The organism is Glaciecola sp. XM2 (genome assembly GCF_018595715.1).
Classification (GTDB): domain Bacteria; phylum Pseudomonadota; class Gammaproteobacteria; order Enterobacterales; family Alteromonadaceae; genus Glaciecola.
Genome location: NZ_JAHEOJ010000014.1, coordinates 86,393 through 109,650 on the forward strand (window position 1 = coordinate 86,393; position 23,258 = coordinate 109,650).

Sequence of the window (23,258 nt, forward strand, 5' to 3'; positions counted from 1 at the left end):
AGCCTGGCACAAGCTGCCATTTATGCAAATGAGCCTAGAGTTTGGCTATTGGGTAGGCGGCAGTTTGATCATTTTACTTGCGGCGTTTAGCTTTTTTACGCAGATGAGTTTAATGGACATTTTAGGCTATGTTGAGCAGCTATTTGGTCTCACCTTTACGCTACTATTTTCAAGCCTCGTTATGCTCTCAGCCTGGGCAATTTTAAAAATATATCAAGATAAGCAAGTTGAAGTGTGGACGGAAGTAGGCCTGCAAGCAGCAAATGGTATTTCTACGCTGGCCCTAACCTTTACGTTACTAGGGATTAGCTTAGGGATTGGCAGTCTATCGAATCAAACTCTCACACCAGAATCCGTGCAAGGTATTATTAGTCAGTTAACGTCGCAGTTTTCGATGGCATTTATGACAACGGTAATCGGCTTGCCCACAGCGACATTTTTCAGAGCTTGGATAGGTATTTTGAGTGTAAAACGACAAAACAATGAGCAAACATCATGAAAAAACTTTTCTTCTTAGTGAGCGCGCTAGGCGCAATGTATCTGTTTTATCAAGCGATTGGCGCAAATGTATTTTCGTTCGGTCCCCAAGACACGGTTGTTGGAACATCTGAACAGAGTAATGAAATACAAACAGAGCTCGAAGTGTTAACCAATGAGCTAAGTGCTCTTAAAAATCGCAATGTACAGCTCAGTCAAGACTTAGCGCGCAGTGAGCAAGACAATAAAGCGCTGCGCGAAACACTTTTAGCAAAGCGTGAAGATGAAGCAATACAGCCCGTACAAGCTCAAACTAATGAATTGCTTGGGCCTGAGCGAAATGTTGAGCAAATGCTGGCAAAAGCGAGTCAACCTATTGCACCGGTAGCATTACCTGATACGACTACTCCTGGTGCATTTGCAGTGCTCGATGAGCCCGCATCAAACCTGGAGTCTGAACAACAGAAGCGTCTTAGACAACAGGCTCAGCTGCGCGATATAGCCCAGCGCATGCAGTTAGCTGCAATAGATGCGTTGCAGAGCAAATAAGCGGTTTCATCTTGCATAGATATGCGCGATTGCGCCCACAAAAAGACACCATTTTTTGGGCCTTCGCGACCTGCCTGGTCATATTCTTGGTCATGTACTTAAAGGCTCAAATGAATAGCCAGCAGGATGAAGCTATTGTTTCTCCAACCCAACAAAGCGAACCTCAATTGCAAGAGGATGCATTGTCTTTAGTGTCGGTGACGTTGCCACCGCCGCCACAACCTCAATTAACCAACGAGCTGGTTGCGCCGCAAACGCCTAACGGGCAATTCAAAAAAGCACTGAATGAGCCCAAAGAGCAATTGCGTCAAGCATCACAGGTTCACGCGCCCGAAAACGCCACAGACGTTTTTGACACAAGTGAGGCTCTATTAGATGAACTTAATACCGCCAATATGCGCATTTCCATGCCATCGTCTTACCGAGAACAACAGCAACTTTTCAGGTTTTTGTATCAGTGTGTCGGTATTGGCTTAGGTGCCATTGATGAGCGACGAGACAGCGTTACTTTGATGCCACTGCTAGCGCTACCAAACCAGCCAAGTAAGTTACTACGAGGCATATCTGGGCAAATGAGCGAGCAGGAAAGAGCCATGGGTTTAGCATATGCTCCCATGCAAAAATTAGTAAGAGTGTATCCAGCCTCTTTCGATGTGGTGCTTGCTCAGCACATTGGCGCGCATCTCAATGACAAGGGCTTGCAGTCATTTTTGGCACATTATAAGCTACGCCACAATCAACTATTTCTGACGAATATTGTGATTAACGATCGCAATATCGAACAAACATGGATGTTATTTGATGGCTATGAACATCGTTGCCGATTATACTCTTAGGCATGACGTACAATTTCCTCAGCACAATCTAATCGTGAAAACACCTAGCATTACGCGCCTTAGATGGCTTTCTATTTTATTAATGATGTTTTTCTCATCAACCGCTCAGGCGAGTGACTATACCCTTGTGTTTGATAATTTTACGCCCAGACAAGTCAATCAAATCATGGTTTATGCGACTCGCTTCAGTGAATTTGAGCAATATGAAATATTACACCAGCGTTCGTCCGATACTAGCATGCATTATCAAAGTGAAATTGCCAGTCAGCTATTAAGTTATAATTTTGGTCAAACATTTGATGAAGTGCAGTGGGAAGTCATCACCCAACAACAAGGTAACGAATTTCAATTTACCTTTGTCAGAAAAAAGCCACAGGAAATACCGTTTTCTGTCTGGTAGATAGACTCCAATTACGGGTTTACAAAAAAAGACTCACCAAGTACATACCACCAAGAATTAGTGGCTGATGAAGCAAATAAATACTCAAGCTATGCTGGCCTGGCCATATCAATAGCGTTTGACTAGGTAAGCCTTGCAGCTGCTTTAACGGGTCTGCGATAAACCATTTAGAGTGACCTAAGAAAATCCCTAAAAATACGAGACCCAGCCACGGAAAAATCGCCACATAATCGTTTGTATAGGCGGGGAGTTTGCCGGTAAACAAGGCGTCGAAAGGCCATCGTGATTCAACCGCGCCACTGATACCAATGGCTATTATCAATAAGCCAAGGGCAAGACTCAGTTTTGCAAAGCGCACAAAGGGGATACAAATGAGGCTTGCAAGTGCAAGAAAGTGTAGCACGCCAAAAAATATCCAGTTTTCAGGGATGGCGATATAGGTGGCGATAGAAATCGCCAAACCGCCTGCTGCTATTTGACTGAAGCGGATTAAAAATTTTCGTGAACGAAAACTGTGGCGATGAGCAAACGTTAATGAAACACCAAGGCATACAAAAAACAAACTGATGATTAACCAGCGAAAATGACGCCATCCGTCACCGTCAGGTAAGTCCCAGTCTAACCACCCAAAGAAGGTTAGATCATAGATAAAGTGAAATATGACCATAAGCGCTATGGCAATTGTGCGGGTAACATCAAGTGTATAGTTTCGGTTCATTACATGGGTATTATTTGTTAACTGAATCAAAAAAGCCCTAGACATTATCGTCTAGGGCTTTCACAGTTTACTTTGTTTTCTAGCAAAAATGCTAGCGTATAAACATTTATGGAACCATTACTGCAGCGGCAGGAGCTAAAAAGTCATCAGCAAGAATCAACTGAGGAGCGTCGCCTTCAGCGTTTCCGTCTACCGCTAACGCAGTATATATACCGCCAGCAGCTAGGCTTAGCACGCCAGTTTCGATGGCTTCTGTTTTCGTGCCAGTCGGCGTCACAGTGACTACGTAGTCGCCAGCAGCAAGTTGTACATAACCGGTTTCAGCTAGCGTACCTTCGCTGAACTCTACGCCAACAAACGCTGGCTCAACTTCTGCAATTTCACCATCTGCAGTCACATAAATGTCAACGGCTGGTGTTGATGGAGATGCGTGGAAGATACGAACTTGAGCAGCGGTGGCTAAGCGACGGCCGTCGTCTACTACCGCGTCTAAATCAATGTTAGCTAGCGTGTTGTTTGCAATCGCGCTGTAACGTACACCCGCCATAACAGATAGTGGTGCATCATCAATTGGTACAATTGAGTTGTCTGCATCAGCAGCGACGTCGATCACGTAATCACCAGCGGCAACTTCAATGTAATCTGTTACGCCTAAGAACGGTGCGCCATCAAATAATACGATGTCTGCCGCTTCTTCAACAACGGCGATAACGTCCACGGCAGGTGCGTCTGCAACTGCATGAATTGCACGTACTTCAGCAGGCGTGTTGGCATCGATAATAACCGAAGAACCAGCACCATCAGCTACTAATAAAGCGACAGGTGAAGCACCAGGGCCTACATTTTCAGTAGCGGTAATCAATAAATCAGAACCAGATGCTAAGTCTAAAGCACCTGAATCAAATACTACGGTAGTAGAACCAGCCGGTGTAATACGGATTTGATATTCGCCAGCAGGCACTTCAACTTGACCGGTAAATTCGGTGAAGGCAAGCGTTGCTAGTGGCTGTTCAGTTGTGATATCTGTGTCAAACGCAGTCACATATACATCAACCGTTGGTGCTTCTGGCGCTGCATGTACAACTTGAGCGCGGATGTTGCCAACCGTTACCGCTGACTCAGTGTTTACCACTAAAAGAGTGTCTAAATCTGCTACGTCACCGATTGCAATTACATTCACTTGAGCGTTGTCAGTTAATGTTGCTGGGATCGTTAACACGTCAGCCGCGGTTCCGCCCGGTAATTCGGCCGACACGGTGAATGTCGTGGTTGTTGGTTCAAAGCGCGCTAAACGAGATGCTGTTTGATAGTCTAGATTTTGGAAGCTTCTCAGGCCTTGTAACGAATCATCCGTTGCAGTAACGTCAACAATAGGCGCATCTGGAGATGCATGAATGACGCGCACTTCAGCGCTTCCTGGGGGAGTTAGCGGTGTATTATCTACTACTACCGGATCGTTATCGCTATCTCCGCATGCTGCTAGTGCGCTAGCTGCCGCTACGGCAACCGCTATTTTCATTATTTTTTTCATATCTTCCTCGATAATTTTAAAAATTTCCCAAAATGGGTGACAGACATCGTTAACAAAATACTCGCAAGTTCACGACATGGATTAACAAAAGTTGTCAAATTTTTATTAAATAAAGTTAATAACTTTTTTCTGCTACGCGTTTATAGTCGTCGCCTATACGCAGTAGCTTTGTTATGTTCGCTGCCAATGATTTATAAACGCTTACTCAAAGGTACATATGGATAGTAAAACGCCTGGCGCACGTGATTTTTGGTTTTTGCCTCTCGGCGGCACCGGTGAGATTGGTATGAACATGAACTTATATGGTCATAGCCAAAGTTGGTTAATGGTCGACTGTGGTGCAACATTTCAGTCACCGTTAGAGCAGCGCTTAGATAAAGACCCTCATGCAAAGGTCTACGATGTTGTAGCCGCTGATCCCGCTTTTATCGAGGCACGTCGAGACCAACTATGTGCCATTGTGTTAACCCATGCGCATGAAGATCATATTGGCGCGGTGACTGAGATATGGCCGTCACTTGGTTGCCCGATATATGCAACGCCTTTTACCGCAGAGGTGTTGCGGCGTAAGTTCTATCAAAAACAACGCTTTGAAAACTTACCCATTATTGAAGTGCAGACGAATCAAACGTTAGACATTGGGCCATTTACGGTTACTTGGCTAGCCATCACGCACTCTTTGCCAGAACCTCAAGCGCTAAAAATTACCACCGCAGTGGGGAGTGTATTTCATACCGCTGATTGGAAAATTGACAAGCAACCTGTGGTGGGGAAACCATTCGACCCATCTACCTTCATAGCCATGCAAAAGCAAAAAATACTGGCAATGGTATGTGATTCGACAAATGCACTAAAACCAGGGTTTTCAACTTCAGAAAAGGCTTGTGAGAAAGGCCTCGGTTCAATAATAAGTCGGGCTAAGGGAAGGGTGGTCGTCAGTTGTTTTGCGAGCAACTTGGCGCGTTTGATCACGCTCGTGAAAATTGCTAAAGCAAATGGTCGATACGTCGCATTGTTTGGGCGCTCATTAGAGAATATGGTGAGCGTTGCGCGGCGTTGCGGCTACTGGCCTGATGATTTGAGCATCACGCATTCCAGACATATTGGCTACTTACCACCACACGAAGTATTGATTATTGCAACGGGTAGTCAGGGCGAGCCTAGAACGGGCCTTAATAAATTAGCCACCAATATGCATCGCGACTGCGAGCTAGAGAGCGGTGATACCGTGATATTTAGTAGCATTGTGATCCCCGGTAATGAAAAGCCCATTGAAAAACTGGTTAACGCGCTACGCAATAGAGAAATAGAGGTTTATCAATCACACGCTTGTGAAGAAGTGATACATGCTACGGGGCATCCCAATCAGGGCGATCTCGCTACTATGTACGATTACGTTAAACCAAACATTGCCATCCCCACTCATGGTGAGGCACAGCACATGCAAGCGAATGCGAATATCGCTCAGAAACAAGGTGTGCCAAAACAACTTCTTGGTAGTAATGGTGACCTCTTTGTCATGGCGCCGCAGGTGCAAATGAAGCGTAAGTTTGTCGCAACAAGTCGCATAGCAATTTCAAAAGATAAAGACCGGTAAATCAAGATAATTATTAAGGGTTAAAACTCAGACACAAAAAACCTTCGTTATTATCATGAAAATTCGCTGTAAATTCTGACCAAACTTAACGTATGATACGTATGTGAATTTAATGTAAAAATCTTTTGAGAAAATTTTGGAATGCAAATGCCACTAGATAATGTAAATGCAGTCGTTGAAAGTGCTGTGATTTCTCCACTTACAATGCTCTATAAAAGAGAAACCGAAACACCTAATCAAAATTATATGACACAGCCGATAAGTGACACTGAAAGTCGCACTTATACATGGGCTGAGACCATGTCAGAAGCGCGCAAAGTTGCGACACGCTTGAAAAGTTATAATTATGCGAAGGGCACCAAGATTGCCATCCTTGCCAAAAATAGCGCGGAATGGATTATTACCGACATTGGCATTATGTTAGCCGGTTACGTATCGGTGCCAATTTTTGCAACCGCTGGCAAAGATACCATTGCATATGTATTGTCTCATGCTGAATGCCCAATGATGTTTATTGGCAAGCTCGATAGCGTTGATGCGGTAAATGAGGTGCTAGGCGAAACAGACATCGTCAGCGTTGCCTTTGATTACGAAGGGACACCTGGTGCCACGCAATGGAAAGACTTTGTGGACGTTGAGCCTCTCAAAGAGAGTCCTGTTCCCGACCTTAACGATATCATTACTATTATTTATACCTCTGGCAGCACGGGGCAGCCTAAAGGTGTGGTTCATACCTATCAAACTTTGTGCTGGGCAGCTCAAAACTCGCTGACGCAGCTTGAGGTGACAGACGCTGATCGTGGCATGAGTTATCTTCCTTTAGCCCATATCACCGAACGTGTATTGATTGAGTTTGCGAGTTTTTACTCTGGCATGAGAATACATTTTGTGGAGTCACTGGACTCGTTTACCCGCGATGTGAAGAACTTCGCCCCCACTTTGTTTATCTCTGTACCGCGTTTGTGGACAAAGTTTCAAATGGGCGTGCTAGCTAAGATCCCGCAAAAGAAACTTAATTTATTGCTGAGCATTCCATTTGTCGGTAAAAAGATTGCCGCCAAAATTCGCGGTGAGCTTGGCTTGGGCAGTGCACGTCTTTGGGCGTCGGGCTCAGCACCCCTTGCCCCCGCTACGATTGAATGGTTCCATAAAATCGGTGTGAATATATCCGAAGGTTGGGGAATGACTGAAAACTGTGCGTATGGCACCAGTAGCGTACCTTTCAGAACAGACAAAATTGGTTCAATTGGTAAAGCATATGACGGCGTGACTATTCGCATCGCAGAAGATGGCGAAATACAGGTGAAGTCGCCTTGCAACATGATTGGTTACTATAAGGACCAAGAGAAGACCAGCGGCGTATTTACCAACGATGGTTACCTTCGTACCGGAGATAAAGGTGAGATAGACGCCGAGGGCTATGTTCGCATAACAGGTAGATTAAAAGACATTTTTAAAACCGAAAAAGGCAAGTACGTTACACCAGCGCCTATCGAAGCGAAAATTATGGAAAACGCCATTGTTGAGCAGGTGTGTGTAACAGGGACTAACCTTCCTCAGCCCATTGCTCTGTTAGTGCTTTCACAAGACGCACTTAAGCAGCATAGAGATGTGGTAGCGGATGCTTTAACTGAGACTTTAACACACGTCAATAAGAACTTAGAAAGTCATCAAAGGCTTGATCGTATTGTTGTGTTTTCTGAGGAATGGTCCATTGAAAACGATTTGTTGACGCCTACCTTGAAAGTCAAACGCCATGTGATTGAAGAGCGTTTTAAACCGGTTATTCTTGGTGATTATTCCGAAAAAATCGTTTGGCACGAAACAGTTTAACAAGCAAGGCTGCCGTCGGCAGTCGCATTTTTAAATTGTATTGAAAGCCGCAGCGCCCCAAAACGCTGCGGCTTTTTTATGTCATTTAGCCACATGTTTTGGTGCAATACACCGAAGCATTGCACCACTATGGTGTGATTATTTAAAGTTTTTACGTCGTGAAAATTATAACGCTATGATTTTATTAGGTTTTCAAAATTGGCAGTTAAATTGCTTAGGTTAAAGTGTTGTGTGTGCTTTGATATAGCCTTGCAAGGAATGCAGGTGTTGTATTAAAGATGTAGGCTACGCGTCTGTTATGTGTCCAGCAGGCGTGTAGCTTTTTTATTGCGTGAAAGAAAGTCGAAGGTTGTTTATGACAACGCTGTAACATTGTCGTTTAGGGCTGAAAATCGTATGACTTGTTTAGTTTTGTTCATACTGTTATCCACCTCATGTAAAATAATGGGTTTTGAAAGTACCAATTGATTTTGTTCAGTGTGAAAATAGTTTGCGGCCTCTAGGTAGTGCTTATTTTCCGTTAAGCACGCAAATTTGGTCACATCTACATAGTTCAACCAACCAAGAATAAGACCAGCGTGCAATACAGTGCCGATGAAAGAGTCGATATCATCTCTTATTGTGACGGTAGTGCCAAAAACAGGCTTGTCGGCCATAGCCACATCGGTTTCTTCGTCCAACACTAATGTGAGTAACTTGGCGTTTTTATCTGGATATCTCAGCACATTGTTACGTTTCGACGCATTGCTCATTTGATTTCGTGACCCCAAGAGGATGGTATAAAGTTGTTTATGCCATTCAGCTTAGTCTAATATAAGACCAACGGTGTATGAATGTGATGATTCAGATCAAGTGATGGTTTAAAAAGGAGAGAATTTTGAGATTATTTATCGGTACAAAAGCTTTGTTAGCTTCAGCTTTGTTGCTATTGAGTATCGTATCAAGCGTGGCGAGTGAGGGTGAGGCCCACGTTGGATTTGTCGATGTTATTTATCATCCTGGTGAGGATAGCATTCATTTGCGATTAGATAAGTCGCAAATTGGTCAGCACATGATCTTTCAAAGCAGCTTGCCCAGAGGGATTGGTTCAAATGATATCGGTTTAGATCGCGGCCAGCTTTCTGACACCAGACTGGTGAAATTTGAACGCTTTGGTAACAAAATACTGCTACAGCAGTTAAATACCAAATTTCGGGCATCGTCAGACAATGCTGCAGAGCGCAGTAGTATCGATGAAGCCTTTGCCGATTCTGTTATTGCTGGCTTTTTGATAAGCGAAGAGACCGATACTCAAATCAGTTTTAACTACACCGACTTTTTACTTTCTGACATTCACGGCATTAGCGATCGTTTAAATAGAAGTGGTCAAGGTGCATATTCTGTAGACAAAAGTCGCAGTGGCATATACTTAGAACGGACCAAAGCGTTTGCACTAAATACCGAACTTGAGGCGCTAGTGACGTTTGCTGGCTCACCTAAAGGTCAATACATACAGGATGTCACACCTGATGCGAAAAGTGTCACCGTACATTTGCATCATTCTTTTGTGGCGCTACCAGATGACGGCTATACGCCAAGAAAGTTCCATCCATTCTCAGGCTTTTGGAAGGCTAGTCACTACGACTATAGCGCACCTATCGACGAGTCGATGGAGGTCAGCTATATACCTCGTCATCGCCTAGAAAAGAAAAATCCTCAAGCAGAAATAAGCGAGGCGGTCGAGCCCATAGTGTTTTACTTAGACCCAGGTATTCCAGAACCTGTTATGACTGCACTAAGAGAGGGCGCAATGTGGTGGGATCAAGCTTTTGCTGCCGCCGGTTATAAAAATGCCTTTCAAGTGAAAGTATTACCAGACGGTGCTGATCCAATGGATGTCAGATACAACGTCATTCAATGGGTGCATAGAGCGACTCGAGGCTGGTCATATGGCTCGTCGGTAGTTGACCCTCGAACAGGCGAGATTATTAAAGGGCATGTAACGCTAGGTTCGTTGCGCGTCCGTCAAGACTTTCTCATCGCGTCAGGCTTTACCAGTCCGTTTGATGTTGAAAACGCCGATACTTCAGAGCAACTTGAACTGGCTCTAAACCGCATACGTCAACTTTCGGCGCATGAGGTAGGTCATACCATTGGCATTGCACATAATTTTGCCGCTAGCGAAAATCAGCGCGCGTCGGTAATGGATTACCCACATCCTCTAATTACCTTAGAAAACGGCAAAGTGAACCTGAAAGATGCATACGATTTAGGGATTGGCGCATGGGACAATTATGTGATTGCCTATGGATATCAAGACTTTGCAGATGATAAAGATGAGCAAGCTGAACTATTGGCCTTAGTTAACGAAGCGAAAGCGAATGGCTTTTTGTATAAGTCCGATCCTGACGCGCGTATACCCCGTCGAGCTTCATCAGATGGTCATTTATGGGACAATGGCAGTGACCCTATTGCTGAATTTGAACGAGTCAGTGAACTGCGTGCGCATGCGCTTGCAAATTTTGGCGCAAATAGTCAGCCTTTCGATGAGCCGTTTTCAGCCCTAGAAGAACGTTTAGTTCCTATCTATTACTCTCATCGTTTTCAACTTGATGCTTTGGTCAAGCAAATCTCTGGCATAAACTATGAGTATGGTCTGAAAACGCTAGCTCAACCGTCTACCACGGTAACGCCTGTTGCGCCAGAAAGGCAGCGAAGCGCACTTAACCTGATGGTGCAAAGCGCCAGCCCCGCATTTTTGGATTTGTCACCTGAATTAACCAGCATGATCCCGCCTAAGGCTTATGGGAGCGCTCGCACTCGAGAGAGTATGGGAAGTAGAATGGGAATTGCGTTTGACCCCGTAACCGCAGCAGAATCTGCGTCTGCTTATTCGTTAACTATATTGCTTGCGCCAGAGCGATTGAATCGTTTGTCGTATCAACATGCCCAAAACGAAGAAATACCGTCGGTAAACGATGTCATGCAAAGTGTGTTCGGGCAGTTAATCAAGCCCGAAAATGAATCGGCACTGGCCGATAGAATCCGCTACGTTGCTCTTAGCGTGTTTTTTGATACTCTCACGAGCGATACCCTCGCACCTGAGGTACAAATTGAGATGCATAGCGCACTAATGGATTATCAAAACTACCTAGAAAAGCAGCGCCGAAGTGCAAGTGCTAAGGTATTACTCAAGCATATTGCTCATTTCTGGGAGCATGGCGCTTGGCCCCTTAGCTTTAAATTAGTGCCGCTTCCGCCAGGTTCACCAATTTAAGCGACGCAAACATAATAAAGCCCACATTAACGTGGGCTTTGTTTTGGACTAAATGACGCGAGAATAGCGCATTTGATGTAAAGGTTTATCTAGGTACTGATCAAAGCTCATGCATATATTGCGTACGATAAGGCGACCGCGCTCGTGAATAATAATGTCCTCAGCCGTATTGGTAACCAGTTTATCCTCTATAAATGGACTTAAGCTAGCTAAGCTTTTCGCAAAATAGGCGTCAAAATCAATATTGTAGTGTTTGGCAAAGCGTTGCTTATTTACATGGAGATTACACATTAGGGCGTGTATGAGGGCACGTCTGATGTTGTCATCTTCAGTTAACTTAACACCTTTACTCGTGGCATGTCCTTGCTCGTCAATAGCGCTATAATAGTCTTTCAATTTTTTGTGGTTTTGCACATACACATTATCAATACTGCTAATTGATGACACGCCTAAACCGAGCGTGGCATGTGCCCCAGACGTCGTGTAACCTTGGAAATTGCGAAACAAGCGCTGCTCTGTTTTCGCTTTACTTAGTTCATCAGTAGGTTTGGCAAAATGGTCCATGCCAATAAAGACGTAACCTTGGTTGGTTAGTTCACTGATGGCTTGTCGAAATAGTGCAAACTTATTTTGTGCATCTGGTAACCACTGATCTTTTATTTTGCGCTGTGCGGCAAACAATTGGGGCATATGGGCATAACTAAACAAAGAGATGCGATCGGGGTCCATAATGCGCATTTCATCAAGGGTACTTTGAAAACTATCTTGGGTTTGATGGGGCAGACCGTAAATAAGGTCAACGTTGACGGAGTGAAAACCCACTTGGCGCGCACGTGCAATTAAATTGCGAATAAATGATGTGCTTTGCACGCGATTGATGCTTTGCTGCACTTTCTCATCAATATCTTGTACACCAATGCTCAAACGGTTAAACCCAAGTGCTGCGAGTTCATCCACATAGCTTAGTTCGATTTCGCGAGGGTCCACTTCAATGCTCATTTCTAAGTCAGGGTTGAAGGTAAATGCAGCGCGCGTGGCGGTAATCAAACGAGCGATTTGAGACGGGCTCAAAAAGCTCGGTGTGCCGCCCCCTAAATGCAGGCTATCGACCGAGCAGTTGCTTGCGTGTTTTGCTTGGCTCTGTATTTCTTTAATGAGGTAGTCTAAGTAGACGTCCGCCTTGTCTGCATGACGCGTGACAATTTTATTGCAACCACAGTAGTAACAAAGGCTATGGCAAAACGGTATATGCATATACAAAGACAATTTTTTTGCATCGCTTGATTGCGAGAGTGTCGATAGTGCACTGGTTAACAACTGGCCATCGTCGATGGCTTCAAACGCTACTGCTGTGGGATATGATGTATATCTAGGCCCTGCGGTATTGTATTTTTGCATGACCTTTTGGTCAAAGTAATGATTGATATCGTCGCTCACGTACTGTTCTCGTTATTTCACTTATGCAAGGTATGATAAACAACTTAACGCAAAGCGACTTTGATCTCGATTAAGCTTTTAACGCATTTGTGCGATGAATACGTCAATATCAACACAATCAATTACACTTATGCAGATAAAAGACTTACTCTAAAATCAAGTCTTTATACTAGTATGGGTCCTATGGCTGAACTATATTTGGTGCGTCATGCGCAAGCCTCATTTGGTAGCGAAAACTACGATAAGTTAAGCGAGCTCGGTCATCGTCAAAGCCAGCTTCTCGGCGATTATTTTCGCGCCAGCAATATTCATTTCGATAAAGTTGTTACCGGCGATATGGTCCGCCATAAAGAAACCGCAGCAGGCATTGTGGGAGATTTAAGCGACGCTGTGATTGACAATGGATGGGATGAGTTTGATTTTAATGCTGTAGTGCGCGCTTATCTTACGATGCACCCTGAACATGCCCCTGTTAAAGATGCGCCTCGCAGTGATTGGTACAGGGTTCTCAAATCCGCCATGATTGCGTGGTCTCAACAAAAACTTAACCATTTGGACGAAGATTGGCTGAGCTTTGAGTCTCGCGTGCGCACTGCCGCAAAAGCGATTTTTGAGGGTGAGCACAAAAAAGTGTTGGTTGTGAGTTCTGGTGGTGCCATTGCTGTTTGTTTGATGCAGATGCTTGGCTTAAACATACAAAAAGCCATCGACTTTAATCTTCAAATAAGAAATACCAGCGTCCACCATATCTATTTCAACCGTGCGAGTACCCAATTGCACGCCTTTAATGGAGTTCCGCATTTAGATAATGCGCAGCACTCTAGCCTTATTACCTACAGTTAAAATGGGTCAAACATCATGAATTTTGATTACAGTGAAAAAACACAAGATTTACTCGCTAAATTAACCGCGTTTATGGACGAACATGTCTACCCAATTGAAAGTGAATACCACGATTTGGTAATGAACAATCCTCATAAGTGGCGTACACCTGCGCTAATGGAAGAGTTAAAAGCAAAAGCACGAGCGGCAGGTTTGTGGAACTTGTTTTTACCTGCAGAGTATCTGCCACTTGGTGCAGGTCTCACCAATTTAGAATATGCACCGCTTTGCGAAGAAATGGGCAAGGTAATGTTCAGTGGCGAGATTTTCAATTGTAGCGCACCTGACACAGGCAATATGGAAGTATTGTCAAAATATGGAAGTGAAGCGCAAAAACAGCAGTGGCTTATGCCGCTACTTGCCGGTGAAATCCGCTCTGGCTTTGCAATGACCGAGCCTGAAGTGGCCTCATCTGATGCAACGAACATTGAAACATCGATTAAAAGAGATGGCGATGAATATGTCATCAACGGTCGCAAATGGTATACAAGCGGTGCCATGAACGAGAATTGCAAAATTTTGATCGTAATGGGTAAGACCGACCCAAGCGCTGCTCGACATGAGCAACAATCACAAATTTTGGTGCCAATTGATACTAAAGGCGTTACCGTGGTGCGTGCAGTATCTGCAATGGGCTACCTTGATGAACCTATCGGTCATGCAGAAGTGTTGTTTGAGGACGTGCGTGTGCCAGCTGAAAACCTAATTTTAGGTGAAGGCCGCGGTTTTGAGATTGCGCAAGGGCGCTTAGGGCCTGGACGCATACATCACTGCATGCGCCTAATTGGTTGTGCTCAAAGAGCTTTGGATATGGCATGTGAGCGCGTTCAGCAGAGAGTTGCGTTTGGTCAGCCTTTAGCGAAACAGCAGTCAGTTCGTGAGAGCATTGCACAAATGTATTGCAAGATTGAGCAAGCCCGTTTGTTAACGTTAAAGGCCGCTGATCATATGGACAAATATGGGAATAAAGTAGCGAAAAACATCATCGCGTCTATCAAAATCGTGGCACCCAAAATGGCCTGCGAAGTGATCGATGAAGCCATTCAAATGCATGGCGCCGCTGGCACTTCGCAAGACACTATTTTATCGGCAACCCTAGCATATGCTCGCACCATTCGCCTTGCTGATGGTCCTGATCAAGTGCATATGATGCAACTGGGCCGTAATCTAATTCAAGAACGTCAAGCATAAGAGGAATAAAAATGAAGGCTATCGTTTGTCATAATTTTGCCCCTGTTAGTGAATTACGGTACGAGGAAATCGCTGACCCAATTGCCAAAGCTGGTGAAGTGGTCGTGGATGTCGCTGCAGTAGGCGTAAATTTCCCTGACAGTTTGCTTGTTCAAGGCATGTATCAGTTAAAACCCGAACTGCCGTTTATTCCCGGTAGCGAAGTAGCCGGTGTGATAAGTTCTGTAGGTGCTGGCGTAGAGCATCTGAAAGTCGGGATGAAGGTATTGGGTATTTGCCAACTTGGTGGTTACGCTGAGAAGGTTGCGATTAGTGCCAATCAAGTAATGCCTGTTCCCGATGTTATCCCATTAGACGAAGCATCAGCCTTAGTCACCGCGCATGCAACAGCGCATCATGCTTTAAAGCAGCGCGCGCAAATTAGCGAAGGCGAGACATTGTTAGTGACCGGTGCTGCCGGTGGGACCGGTTTGGCCGCGGTGCAAATTGGTAAGGAAATGGGGGCTAAGGTTATTGCTGCGTGTTCTAGCGATGAAAAATGCGAAATCGCTAAGCAAAATGGTGCTGAATTGACCATAAACTACAGCACTGAAAACCTCAAAGATGCCGTTAAGCGCCTGACTAATAACAAGGGAGTAGATGTCGTTTATGAGTGTGTTGGTGGTGAGATATTCGACGCATGCACACGCGCAATGGCTTGGAATGGACGTCTTTTGGTAATAGGCTTTGCTGGTGGGCAAATTCCTAAATTCCCTGTGAATTTAGCCTTGGTAAAAGGTTACTCTGTGGTAGGTGTTTTTTGGGGCTCATTTATTGCTCATCAACCTAAAGACTTTATCGCGAATATGCAGGAGTTGATGACATGGTATGCACAAGGCAAAGTAAAGGTGCATATTGACGAGAGCTTTGCGCTAAGTGACGCGGTTTCGGCCCTTAACAAAGTTACCAGTCGCCAAGTAAAAGGCAAAGTTGTATTAGTGCCATAGCTAACAGTTTACATAAAAAAATGGCCCCGGGGAGGGGCCATTCAAATGGCAAAGTTGCCTTTGCCTACCATGTTGAAAAGGTTATCAACATTTGATAAAGCGTTTAAATTCGGTCAAGTAATTCTACCGCTACTGGGTTGTCGCCAACGCCTTGCTCGTCAATCCATGCTTGTAGGGTCTTGCCGTCCTGTTCCGGCTCCGCTAAAAGCTTTTTTGGCATCTTTTTCACCAACAGCGTTCCAGCTTCTACCGAATTATTCATGATAGCGAGTTTGATCAAACTGGTTCCATTACAAGTGATACCACTATAGTAGTCATGTAGTTGTAAATTAAAGTTTGAACGAACACTCTTCATTTTTTTGCGCAATTCGCCTTTATCATCTGTTTTAACGATGTCACAGATGTTGGCTAATGCAGTTTCAATTTCATTACTGCTCGCGGTTGCAGACATCATTAGTGGTGCGGCAACAAACAACGGCATAAGTATCTTTTTCAACATGATTTTCACTCCGTCTTTAAAGTTCGTAAGTAGTCTAGCTAAATGATGACATTGTTACAGTTACCGCTACGATACTTGGGTATACCCTGATATAACTCTAAGCAGTTATTAAAGCGATGACCCGCGAGAGAAAATCAGTTGGGCTAGGTTCAGGAAGGGAGCATGAAAGGATGCATGGCCAATAGGGCGGCGCTAGACTCTTTTTACCCGCGCCGCCATGGGGTTATTCGATTTTAATGCCATTGCTTACCAAGCCGTTACACCGCCGTCTACTGCTATACTTTGGCCATTCATATAAGTATTGCGAGGTGAAAGCATTAATACCATCACGGTGACTATTTCATCAATTTCACTGATACGCTTTATGGGGCTGCCCATGCCTAACTTTTTCTTATCTTCGGGCGTGCTAAGTCCGTCAATTTTCATAATATCGGTTGGGCTAAAAAACGGGCATATGGCATTCACTCTGACGTTATAACGCCCATATTCCACGGCTGCTGTTCGGGTTAACCCAATAACTGCGTGCTTTGCTGCGCTATATGCACCGCCTTTTGGCGCGCCGCCAAGCCCGGCTAATGAACTTACATTTAAGATGTGACCACTTCCTTGTTTTAACATGGCTAGTGCTTGATGTTTGATGCCAAATCCCACGCCCTTCACATTTACCGCAAATTGCTGATCATACATTTGTTCGGTGAGTTCATGTATCGCCGCTTGTGGGTGAGCGATCCCCGCATTGTTCACGGCAAAATCCAATTTACCAAACTGTTTAATCGCCATATCAACAGACTCTTGTGCGCTTGACTCGAGGCTAACATCGTTTGTTAAGGTGTGAACAAGTTCTGCTTGCTTCACTAAGGTTCGAGTTTGCTCGAGTGACGCGGAATCAATATCGGTTAAGACAAGCTTTGCGCCCCGTTCGTTTAACGCAATAGCCAATGCACGGCCAAAGCCTGAGCCCGCGCCGGTAATTAAACCTACAGAATCTGAAAAATCTAACAATTTATCCATTTAATTTACCCTATTAAAAAATGCTATTGCTTCACCAATAAGGGTTTCGCCAGCATCTTCTTGTAAAAAATGTCCACCGTTTTTAATGGTGGTATGCGCTTGACCTTGGCAACCAGGAATGATCTTTTGGAAGATTTTGTCGCCCCCAGCAGTGACAGGATCTGAATCACTAAATGCTGTCATAAAGGGTTTTGTGAATTGACTCAATGCACGCCACGCTAGCCGATTGTTTTGTGACTCAGGATCATCTGGTGTCGTGGGGACTAATAATGGAAACTTTCGCACCCCCGCCTTGTGGGTTTCAGTAGGAAAGGGCGCATCGTAGGCGGCAAGTACTTCATCAATGACTTCGTTGACCGTAGCGTTTTGAATCACTTGTGAGACTGGAAATAGTTCAACGCTTTGAGAAAATGCTTGCCACTTTAAGAATGCCTCTGGTGGAGTATGGTCTCCAGTTGGAAGCATTGTGTTGGCAGCAACCACTGCTGAGAAACGTTCTGGGTATTTAGCGACGAGTCGCAGACCTAACAAACCTCCCCAGTCTTGACAGATTAACCGGACATCGTTCAGCGCTAGCTTGTTGAAAAAAGTATCCAACCAACTTAGGTGTGATGCATATGTGTAAGCATCTTGGGTATCAAATTTATCTGATTTACCAAAGCCAATTAAGTCGGGTGCGATTACTCGATACCCAGCCGCCTCAGCATCATTGATCATGTTTCGATATAAGTAACTCCAACTTGGTTCGCCATGCAGCATCAATATGACAGGGGCGCTGCGGTCACCATAATCTACATAATGCATCATGAGAGGCGTATCATTGCTTGTTACATCGATATAATTCTCTTGAAAACTGTAGCCGGGCAAGTTGTCAAAACATGTTTTTGGCGTTTTTATTATCTTCATGTTCACTTTCTGTTTACATTTTATTTACAGTATATCGTTGGGGACAGCAAAGTTACAATCAATAAGAATAAGTGCGGACTATTCATTATGTATATCGAATCTACCTCATCGCTTATTCGCCAACCTTATTCATTATTATTAAATCAATAAATTGGGCTGATATTAGGGTTTCCGTTAATCTGTCATCCTTGAAACGAGATCCTAGTTGAATTAAGGGCAAGCGACGATGAAGATTAATAGTGAATGCGTATCCATTACACAATCAGAGAATTTAGCGGTTGTAACGCTAAAGAACCCACCGGTTAATGCACTTTCAAAGGCTGTTAGAGTTGGTTTATTAGAAGCGCTTGATGCAGCTTTAGCCAACAATGATGTAGATGCTATTGTCATCACCAGTGCGCTACCGCTATTTAGTGCAGGCGCTGATATCAGTGAATTTGCAGGGGGCAACCTTTCTCCTATGCTTCCTGAAGTGTTAAACCGCATTGAGAGTTCGCCTAAGCCTGTTATTGCTGCTGTTAGCGGTAACGCGTTTGGTGGCGGCCTTGAGTTGGCCTTGTCTTGCCATTACAGAGCGAGCTTCAAGGGTAATAAAGTGGGCTTACCGGAAGTACATCTAGGTATTTTGCCCGGCGCAGGTGGCACGCAGCGATTACCCAGGCTGGTAGACGCAAAGACTGCGCTAGATATGATCGTATCGGGAGCCCCAACGCCTGTTGTTAAGCTCGGCGGTGTGTTCGATGTGATTGTTGATTCGGTCGATGAACTCCTCGCTGGCGCTACCACTCTTGCAGCTGATGCGGTGCAAAAAGGACCAAGACCGGTAAGTGATATTGAATTGTCAAGCACTCCTGAGACTGCGGCGTTGCTCGATGGCTATGCTCAGCAAGTTGCGGCAAAAACCAGAGGCTTCTTTGCGCCCCTTAAATGTGTTGAAGCCGTCAAAGCGGCTTACGACTTGCGCTTTAGTGAAGGCCTAAATAAAGAAGCAGAACTGTTCATGCAGTGCATGCAAACTGAACAAGCGCGTGCACAGCAACATTTCTTTTTCGCAGAGCGCGCTGCAGGTCAGGTCCCTGGCTTGTCAAAAGAAGCAGGTGTCAGAGATATTAAGAACGTCGCGATTATTGGCGCAGGCACAATGGGTGGCGGCATTGCAATGAACTTTGCGAATGCGGGCATCCCTGTCAAAATGTTGGAGCTAAAAGCCGAAGCCCTTGATAAAGGGCTAAGCGTAATTAGACGTAATTACGAAAACTCTGCAAAAAAAGGCAAGTTAACCCAAGAGCAAGTAGAACAGCGCATGTCGCTTTTAACGGGTACAACTCAATACGATGATTTGTCTGATGCTGATCTGGTCATCGAAGCAGTGTTTGAGAAGATGTCGGTTAAAAAAGAAGTGTTCACGCAACTTGATGCGGTGTGCAAACCAGGCGCGATTTTAGCGTCCAATACATCAACTTTAGATATTAATGAAATTGCCGCATGCACATCTCGACCTGAAGATGTCATTGGTTTGCATTTCTTTTCGCCAGCAAACGTAATGAAGCTGCTTGAGATTGTGCGTGCTGATAAAACCTCAGATGAAGTCATCAAAACCTCAATGAAACTTGCCAAAACGATTCGTAAAGTTGGCGTTTTAGTGGGCGTATGCTTCGGGTTTGTTGGCAACAGAATGATTGAAGTATATGGCCGTGAAGCCAACCGTCTTATGCTAGAGGGTGCAACGCCTGAGCAAGTCGACAAGGTCATCATGCAATTAGGTATGCCAATGGGGCCGTTCACTATGGGCGACATGGCAGGGCTCGACATTGGTTATTTTGTGCGTCAATCGCGTAAAGCCTTCATTGAGCATGACCCTAGTTATTGTGTTGTAGCAGATGAGCTAGTTGAAGCGGGTCGCGCGGGACTCAAGGTCGGTAAAGGCGTGTATTTGTACGAGCCTGGCAACCGTAAGCCTATTCCAGATCCAGAGGTCATGGAAATTGCTGCGCGTAAAGCGAAAGAGCTAGGAATTGAGCAGCGTGAAATAAGTGACCAAGAAATCTTAGAGCGTTGCATTTATCCATTAATAAACGAAGGCGCAAACATCCTAAAAGAAGGGATAGCAATGCGCGCCAGCGATATTGATGTGATTTATGTATATGGCTATGGCTTCCCAGTGTTCAGAGGGGGCCCTATGCAGTATGCCGACGAGATTGGTTTGGACAATGTATTGGCCCGCATGAAGTATTATCAAGAGAATTTAGGTGAATACGGCAAGCATTGGTTTGAGCCGTCTGAGCTGCTTCAAGAATTAGTTGAGAGTAAACAAACGTTTGCTTCGTTAAACAAATAAATAAAGAGATATCATAATGCAAAATTATAAAGCTACAGAACGCGACACCCTTTTTGTGATGCAGGAATTGTTCGATATGGAAGCTCATTATCAACAGCTTGGGTTTGAAGACGCGACCGAAGATTTAATGAAAGCCATATACAGCGAAGCTGCAAAATTTGCAGAAAACGTGCTCGCGCCAATCAATGCGATTGGTGATGAAGAAGGCTGTAAGTTTGACGATGGTGTGGTGACAACACCAACTGGCTTTAAAGAAGCATATCATCAATATGTAGAGGGCGGTTGGCCTTCAATGGCTCAGCCTGTTGAGTTTGGTGGCCAAGGCCTTCCGTACTCGTTAGCAACTTCGATGGCAGAATGGTTCTCAGGTGCGAATCACTCGTGGGCAATGTATCCGGGTTTGAGCCAAGGCTGCATGGAAACATTAAAAGCGCACGGCACTAAAGAGCAACAAGACATTTATCTGTCAAAACTCATTGAAGGTTCGTGGACCGGTACAATGTGCTTAACAGAGCCTCATTGTGGTTCTGACTTGGGCATGCTCAAGTGTAAGGCAGAGCCAAACGATGATGGTAGCTACAGCTTAACCGGCACAAAGATTTTCATCTCTGCGGGTGAACATGATATGTCAGATAACATTGTACATATCGTCATAGCGCGTTTGCCAGATGCGCCAGCCGGCACAAAAGGTATCTCTTTGTTTGTTGTGCCGAAGTTTAATGTAGACGCGCAGGGCAATATCGTTGATAGAAATAACGTCAAATGCGGTTCAATCGAGCACAAAATGGGAATCAAAGGTAGCGCAACGTGCGTGATGAACTTTGATGGTGCGAAAGGTTTCATGGTGGGTCAACCAAACCGCGGGTTAGCATGCATGTTCACGTTTATGAACATTGCGCGTATTGGCACCGGTATGGAAGGCTTGTCGGCGACAGAAGCTGCTTATCAAGGTGCACTTGCATATGCGAAAGACCGTTTACAGTTTCGTTCACTAACCGGAAAGAAAAACCCTGAAGGACCAGCAGATCCTATTATCGTTCATCCAGATGTGCGCCGCATGTTGCTGACTCAAAAGTCGCTTGCTGAAGGCAAAAGAGCCCTTGCCGTTTACTGTATGAAGATGGTTGATACAACCCTATATTCGTCAGACGATGCCGCAAAGCAGTTGGCGGAATCAAAACTTGCGCTATTGACGCCTATCGTTAAAGCGTTTTTAACCGAAACTGCTCAAGAAGCGACTAGCTACGGTATGCAGGTATACGGTGGTCATGGTTACATTAAAGAGTGGGGCATGGAGCAACTAGCACGCGACACGCGTATATGTACCATGTACGAGGGAACAACCGGTATTCAAGCTATCGACTTGCTAGCTCGAAAAGTGATGGGTTCTAACGGAGAGCTATTACGAGTATTTGTGACCGAAATTAAAGAGTATTGTGCGAATATCCGCGGTAAATCTCAGTTTAACGCATGGGCCAACGCAATCGACTCGCATGTCGATGAGTGGGTGCAAATCACAAACGACATCGGTGTTGCTGCGCAAAGCAATCCTGAAGAGCTTGGCGCTGCAGCGGTAGACTACCTGATGTACTCGGGTTATGTGAGCGTGGGGTATTTCTGGTTGCAAATGGCTGTTAATGCTCAGCAAAAACTAGACGCTGGCACGACGGAAGTTGATTTTTATCAAGCAAAACTGATGACTGCTAAGTTTTATTTTGACCGCATGCTTTCTCGCACACGCTCATTAGTTTCGGCCATTCACTCAGGCTCTGATAACCTAATGCAGATGGATGAGGCGTTGTTTTCGGCAGGGAAATAACGCGACACGCACTATCTCTCATAAACTTTGATAAAGTAGCCGGTGTATTGTACTAAACAATACACCGGTTTTTTATGCACGGTACAACATTAAAAGGCAAGGTATGATTTACTCGTTTAATAAGCAACTTAGCAATACGAATATTCAGTATCTCAGTGCTGAGGAAGATGGAAAAGCTTCGAGCAAACCTATTATGATCATGCTGCATGGTTTTCCAGAAAACAGCTGGAGCTGGGAGCACTACATTGAGGCAATGTCTGGGCATTATTCTATTTTTGCGCCCGATTTACCGGGTTATAACAGCTCTACTGGCTTTAAAGAGACCCAGCAGTACAATATTGCTAACTTAGTGGAAACGATGGCTGAGTTTATTCGTGACATAGCCGGTATTCAAAAGGTGCATTTAGTGGCCCATGATTGGGGGGGCGTTATTGCTTGGCCTTTGGTTGCATTTCATGAATCTCTTTTTAAAAAGCTGACCATTTTAAATGCAGCGCACCCAGCAACCTTTACTCGCGAAATGGCGAATAACCCCAAACAGCAGGCAAATAGCGATTACATTACCGACCTTATCAGTGAAACTGCCTACACAAAGACCAGCAACAATGAGCACTATATGTTAAAGCGTTTATACGGTGGTTGGTTTAAAAAACTAACTCAGGTGCAACAGTCGGCATTGGTTAAGCAATGGGACAATCAACACGCGATGGAACAGTCATTTGCATACTATAAAAATATGCCGCAATTGGTGACGAAACGCTTGAGTTTGAATACTGAGGTGAAAATTCCGAATATACGAATCAAGGTGCCCACGCAAGTGTTATGGGGCATGCGCGATACAGCGTTTGTGCCAGAAGTCTTAGATGGCATGGAGCAATGGGTAGAAGACTTAGTTGTATATAGATTTGATGATGCAGACCATTGGCTGCACCACCAAAAACTAGAAAGCGTGCAACAACGCCTAACCGATTTTCATCAGTAGGCGTTCGAGT

General features: G+C 44.7%; 20 protein-coding genes. 13 read left to right on the top strand and 7 right to left on the bottom strand.

Annotated elements, in window-relative coordinates:
- Positions 1 to 22: 22 nt before the first annotated feature.
- The 4 genes from KJ365_RS00835 (at position 23) to KJ365_RS00850 (ending at position 2,262) form a co-directional block, all read left to right on the top strand.
- A complete protein-coding gene (locus tag KJ365_RS00835) occupies positions 23 to 499 on the top strand; it encodes a hypothetical protein (protein ID WP_214449723.1) in 477 nt (158 codons plus the stop codon).
- A complete protein-coding gene (locus KJ365_RS00840) occupies positions 496 to 1,026 on the top strand; it encodes an MreC domain-containing protein (RefSeq protein ID WP_214449724.1) in 531 nt (176 codons plus the stop codon). Before KJ365_RS00835 ends, KJ365_RS00840 begins: the two co-directional genes overlap by 4 nt.
- A 110-nt stretch (positions 1,027 to 1,136) precedes the next feature.
- Positions 1,137 to 1,862 carry a hypothetical protein gene (locus tag KJ365_RS00845; protein ID WP_214449725.1) on the top strand — a complete coding sequence of 242 codons (726 nt, stop codon included), beginning with the start codon at positions 1,137 to 1,139 and terminating at the stop codon, positions 1,860 to 1,862.
- Positions 1,863 to 1,896: 34 nt separating this feature from the next.
- Complete coding sequence (locus tag KJ365_RS00850; RefSeq protein WP_214449726.1) at positions 1,897 to 2,262, top strand: hypothetical protein; 366 nt, start codon at positions 1,897 to 1,899, stop codon at positions 2,260 to 2,262.
- Between the two features lie 19 nt (positions 2,263 to 2,281).
- Here KJ365_RS00850 and KJ365_RS00855 read toward each other — a convergent pair whose 3' ends face one another.
- Both KJ365_RS00855 and KJ365_RS00860 read right to left on the bottom strand, forming a co-directional pair.
- Positions 2,282 to 3,010 (bottom strand): heparan-alpha-glucosaminide N-acetyltransferase, encoded by a 729-nt coding sequence (locus tag KJ365_RS00855; protein WP_250883962.1) that lies wholly within the window; start codon positions 3,008 to 3,010, stop codon positions 2,282 to 2,284.
- A gap of 76 nt (positions 3,011 to 3,086) precedes the next feature.
- Positions 3,087 to 4,511 carry a DUF4397 domain-containing protein gene (locus KJ365_RS00860; protein ID WP_250883963.1) on the bottom strand — a complete coding sequence of 475 codons (1,425 nt, stop codon included), beginning with the start codon at positions 4,509 to 4,511 and terminating at the stop codon, positions 3,087 to 3,089.
- Between the two features lie 292 nt (positions 4,512 to 4,803).
- On the opposite strand from KJ365_RS00860, the gene KJ365_RS00865 reads away from it, so the two are divergent.
- Together KJ365_RS00865 and KJ365_RS00870 are read left to right on the top strand one after the other, a co-directional pair.
- Positions 4,804 to 6,108 carry a ribonuclease J gene (locus tag KJ365_RS00865; protein ID WP_214450087.1) on the top strand — a complete coding sequence of 435 codons (1,305 nt, stop codon included), beginning with the start codon at positions 4,804 to 4,806 and terminating at the stop codon, positions 6,106 to 6,108.
- Between the two features lie 147 nt (positions 6,109 to 6,255).
- Positions 6,256 to 7,941 carry an AMP-binding protein gene (locus tag KJ365_RS00870; RefSeq protein WP_214449727.1) on the top strand — a complete coding sequence of 562 codons (1,686 nt, stop codon included), beginning with the start codon at positions 6,256 to 6,258 and terminating at the stop codon, positions 7,939 to 7,941.
- A 353-nt stretch (positions 7,942 to 8,294) separates the two neighbouring features.
- Here KJ365_RS00870 and KJ365_RS00875 read toward each other — a convergent pair whose 3' ends face one another.
- Complete coding sequence (locus KJ365_RS00875) at positions 8,295 to 8,693, bottom strand: hypothetical protein (protein ID WP_214449728.1); 399 nt, start codon at positions 8,691 to 8,693, stop codon at positions 8,295 to 8,297.
- A 125-nt stretch (positions 8,694 to 8,818) separates the two neighbouring features.
- Here KJ365_RS00875 and KJ365_RS00880 point away from each other — a divergent pair, with 125 nt between their 5' ends.
- Positions 8,819 to 11,197 (top strand): zinc-dependent metalloprotease, encoded by a 2,379-nt coding sequence (locus tag KJ365_RS00880; RefSeq protein ID WP_250883964.1) that lies wholly within the window; start codon positions 8,819 to 8,821, stop codon positions 11,195 to 11,197.
- A gap of 48 nt (positions 11,198 to 11,245) precedes the next feature.
- Here KJ365_RS00880 and hemN read toward each other — a convergent pair whose 3' ends face one another.
- On the bottom strand, positions 11,246 to 12,634 hold the full coding sequence (hemN, locus tag KJ365_RS00885; protein WP_352109287.1) for an oxygen-independent coproporphyrinogen III oxidase: 1,389 nt from the start codon (positions 12,632 to 12,634) through the stop codon (positions 11,246 to 11,248).
- Between the two features lie 183 nt (positions 12,635 to 12,817).
- Between hemN and KJ365_RS00890 the strand changes: the two genes are divergently transcribed.
- The 3 genes from KJ365_RS00890 to KJ365_RS00900 are packed head-to-tail and all read left to right on the top strand — an operon-like array spanning position 12,818 to position 15,693.
- The gene (locus tag KJ365_RS00890) at positions 12,818 to 13,477 is read left to right on the top strand and encodes a histidine phosphatase family protein (protein ID WP_214449729.1); all 660 of its coding nucleotides are present in this window, start codon (positions 12,818 to 12,820) and stop codon (positions 13,475 to 13,477) included.
- Between the two features lie 15 nt (positions 13,478 to 13,492).
- Complete coding sequence (locus KJ365_RS00895; protein WP_214449730.1) at positions 13,493 to 14,707, top strand: acyl-CoA dehydrogenase family protein; 1,215 nt, start codon at positions 13,493 to 13,495, stop codon at positions 14,705 to 14,707.
- Positions 14,708 to 14,718: 11 nt separating this feature from the next.
- Complete coding sequence (locus KJ365_RS00900) at positions 14,719 to 15,693, top strand: NADPH:quinone oxidoreductase family protein (protein WP_214449731.1); 975 nt, start codon at positions 14,719 to 14,721, stop codon at positions 15,691 to 15,693.
- A gap of 103 nt (positions 15,694 to 15,796) precedes the next feature.
- Here KJ365_RS00900 and KJ365_RS00905 read toward each other — a convergent pair whose 3' ends face one another.
- The 3 genes from KJ365_RS00905 to KJ365_RS00915 all read right to left on the bottom strand — a co-directional run bounded on the left by KJ365_RS00905 (position 15,797) and on the right by KJ365_RS00915 (position 18,109).
- Positions 15,797 to 16,192: a DUF3718 domain-containing protein gene (locus KJ365_RS00905; RefSeq protein WP_214449732.1), complete on the bottom strand. Its 396-nt coding sequence runs from the start codon at positions 16,190 to 16,192 to the stop codon at positions 15,797 to 15,799.
- A gap of 246 nt (positions 16,193 to 16,438) precedes the next feature.
- Entirely contained in the window at positions 16,439 to 17,203 is a 765-nt protein-coding gene (locus KJ365_RS00910; RefSeq protein WP_214449733.1) for an SDR family NAD(P)-dependent oxidoreductase, read from the bottom strand.
- The gene (locus tag KJ365_RS00915) at positions 17,204 to 18,109 is read right to left on the bottom strand and encodes a haloalkane dehalogenase (RefSeq protein WP_214449734.1); all 906 of its coding nucleotides are present in this window, start codon (positions 18,107 to 18,109) and stop codon (positions 17,204 to 17,206) included.
- 226 nt (positions 18,110 to 18,335) lie between these two features.
- On the opposite strand from KJ365_RS00915, the gene KJ365_RS00920 reads away from it, so the two are divergent.
- From KJ365_RS00920 to KJ365_RS00930, 3 genes are all read left to right on the top strand, one after another.
- Positions 18,336 to 20,447 carry a 3-hydroxyacyl-CoA dehydrogenase NAD-binding domain-containing protein gene (locus KJ365_RS00920; protein ID WP_214449735.1) on the top strand — a complete coding sequence of 704 codons (2,112 nt, stop codon included), beginning with the start codon at positions 18,336 to 18,338 and terminating at the stop codon, positions 20,445 to 20,447.
- A 16-nt stretch (positions 20,448 to 20,463) separates the two neighbouring features.
- Positions 20,464 to 22,266, top strand: coding sequence for an acyl-CoA dehydrogenase C-terminal domain-containing protein (locus KJ365_RS00925; RefSeq protein ID WP_214449736.1), 1,803 nt, complete (start codon positions 20,464 to 20,466; stop codon positions 22,264 to 22,266).
- 103 nt (positions 22,267 to 22,369) lie between these two features.
- Entirely contained in the window at positions 22,370 to 23,248 is an 879-nt protein-coding gene (locus tag KJ365_RS00930) for an alpha/beta fold hydrolase (protein ID WP_214449737.1), read from the top strand.
- The last annotated feature ends 10 nt before the right edge of the window (positions 23,249 to 23,258 follow it).

Excerpts from the sequence above, each read along its gene's own strand:
- KJ365_RS00890 (WP_214449729.1), top strand. The coding sequence starts at position 12,818 with ATGGCTGAACTATATTTGGTGCGTCATGCGCAAGCCTCATTTGGTAGC.
- KJ365_RS00865 (WP_214450087.1), top strand. The coding sequence starts at position 4,804 with ATGAACTTATATGGTCATAGCCAAAGTTGGTTAATGGTCGACTGTGGT.
- KJ365_RS00875 (WP_214449728.1), bottom strand. The coding sequence starts at position 8,693 with ATGAGCAATGCGTCGAAACGTAACAATGTGCTGAGATATCCAGATAAA.
- KJ365_RS00920 (WP_214449735.1), top strand. The coding sequence starts at position 18,336 with ATGAAGATTAATAGTGAATGCGTATCCATTACACAATCAGAGAATTTA.
- KJ365_RS00900 (WP_214449731.1), top strand. The coding sequence starts at position 14,719 with ATGAAGGCTATCGTTTGTCATAATTTTGCCCCTGTTAGTGAATTACGG.
- KJ365_RS00840 (WP_214449724.1), top strand. The coding sequence starts at position 496 with ATGAAAAAACTTTTCTTCTTAGTGAGCGCGCTAGGCGCAATGTATCTG.
- KJ365_RS00835 (WP_214449723.1), top strand. The coding sequence starts at position 23 with ATGCAAATGAGCCTAGAGTTTGGCTATTGGGTAGGCGGCAGTTTGATC.
- KJ365_RS00895 (WP_214449730.1), top strand. The coding sequence starts at position 13,493 with ATGAATTTTGATTACAGTGAAAAAACACAAGATTTACTCGCTAAATTA.
- KJ365_RS00845 (WP_214449725.1), top strand. The coding sequence starts at position 1,137 with ATGAATAGCCAGCAGGATGAAGCTATTGTTTCTCCAACCCAACAAAGC.
- KJ365_RS00925 (WP_214449736.1), top strand. The coding sequence starts at position 20,464 with ATGCAAAATTATAAAGCTACAGAACGCGACACCCTTTTTGTGATGCAG.
- KJ365_RS00860 (WP_250883963.1), bottom strand. The coding sequence starts at position 4,511 with ATGAAAAAAATAATGAAAATAGCGGTTGCCGTAGCGGCAGCTAGCGCA.
- KJ365_RS00915 (WP_214449734.1), bottom strand. The coding sequence starts at position 18,109 with ATGAAGATAATAAAAACGCCAAAAACATGTTTTGACAACTTGCCCGGC.
- KJ365_RS00930 (WP_214449737.1), top strand. The coding sequence starts at position 22,370 with ATGATTTACTCGTTTAATAAGCAACTTAGCAATACGAATATTCAGTAT.
- KJ365_RS00870 (WP_214449727.1), top strand. The coding sequence starts at position 6,256 with ATGCCACTAGATAATGTAAATGCAGTCGTTGAAAGTGCTGTGATTTCT.
- KJ365_RS00910 (WP_214449733.1), bottom strand. The coding sequence starts at position 17,203 with ATGGATAAATTGTTAGATTTTTCAGATTCTGTAGGTTTAATTACCGGC.
- KJ365_RS00905 (WP_214449732.1), bottom strand. The coding sequence starts at position 16,192 with ATGTTGAAAAAGATACTTATGCCGTTGTTTGTTGCCGCACCACTAATG.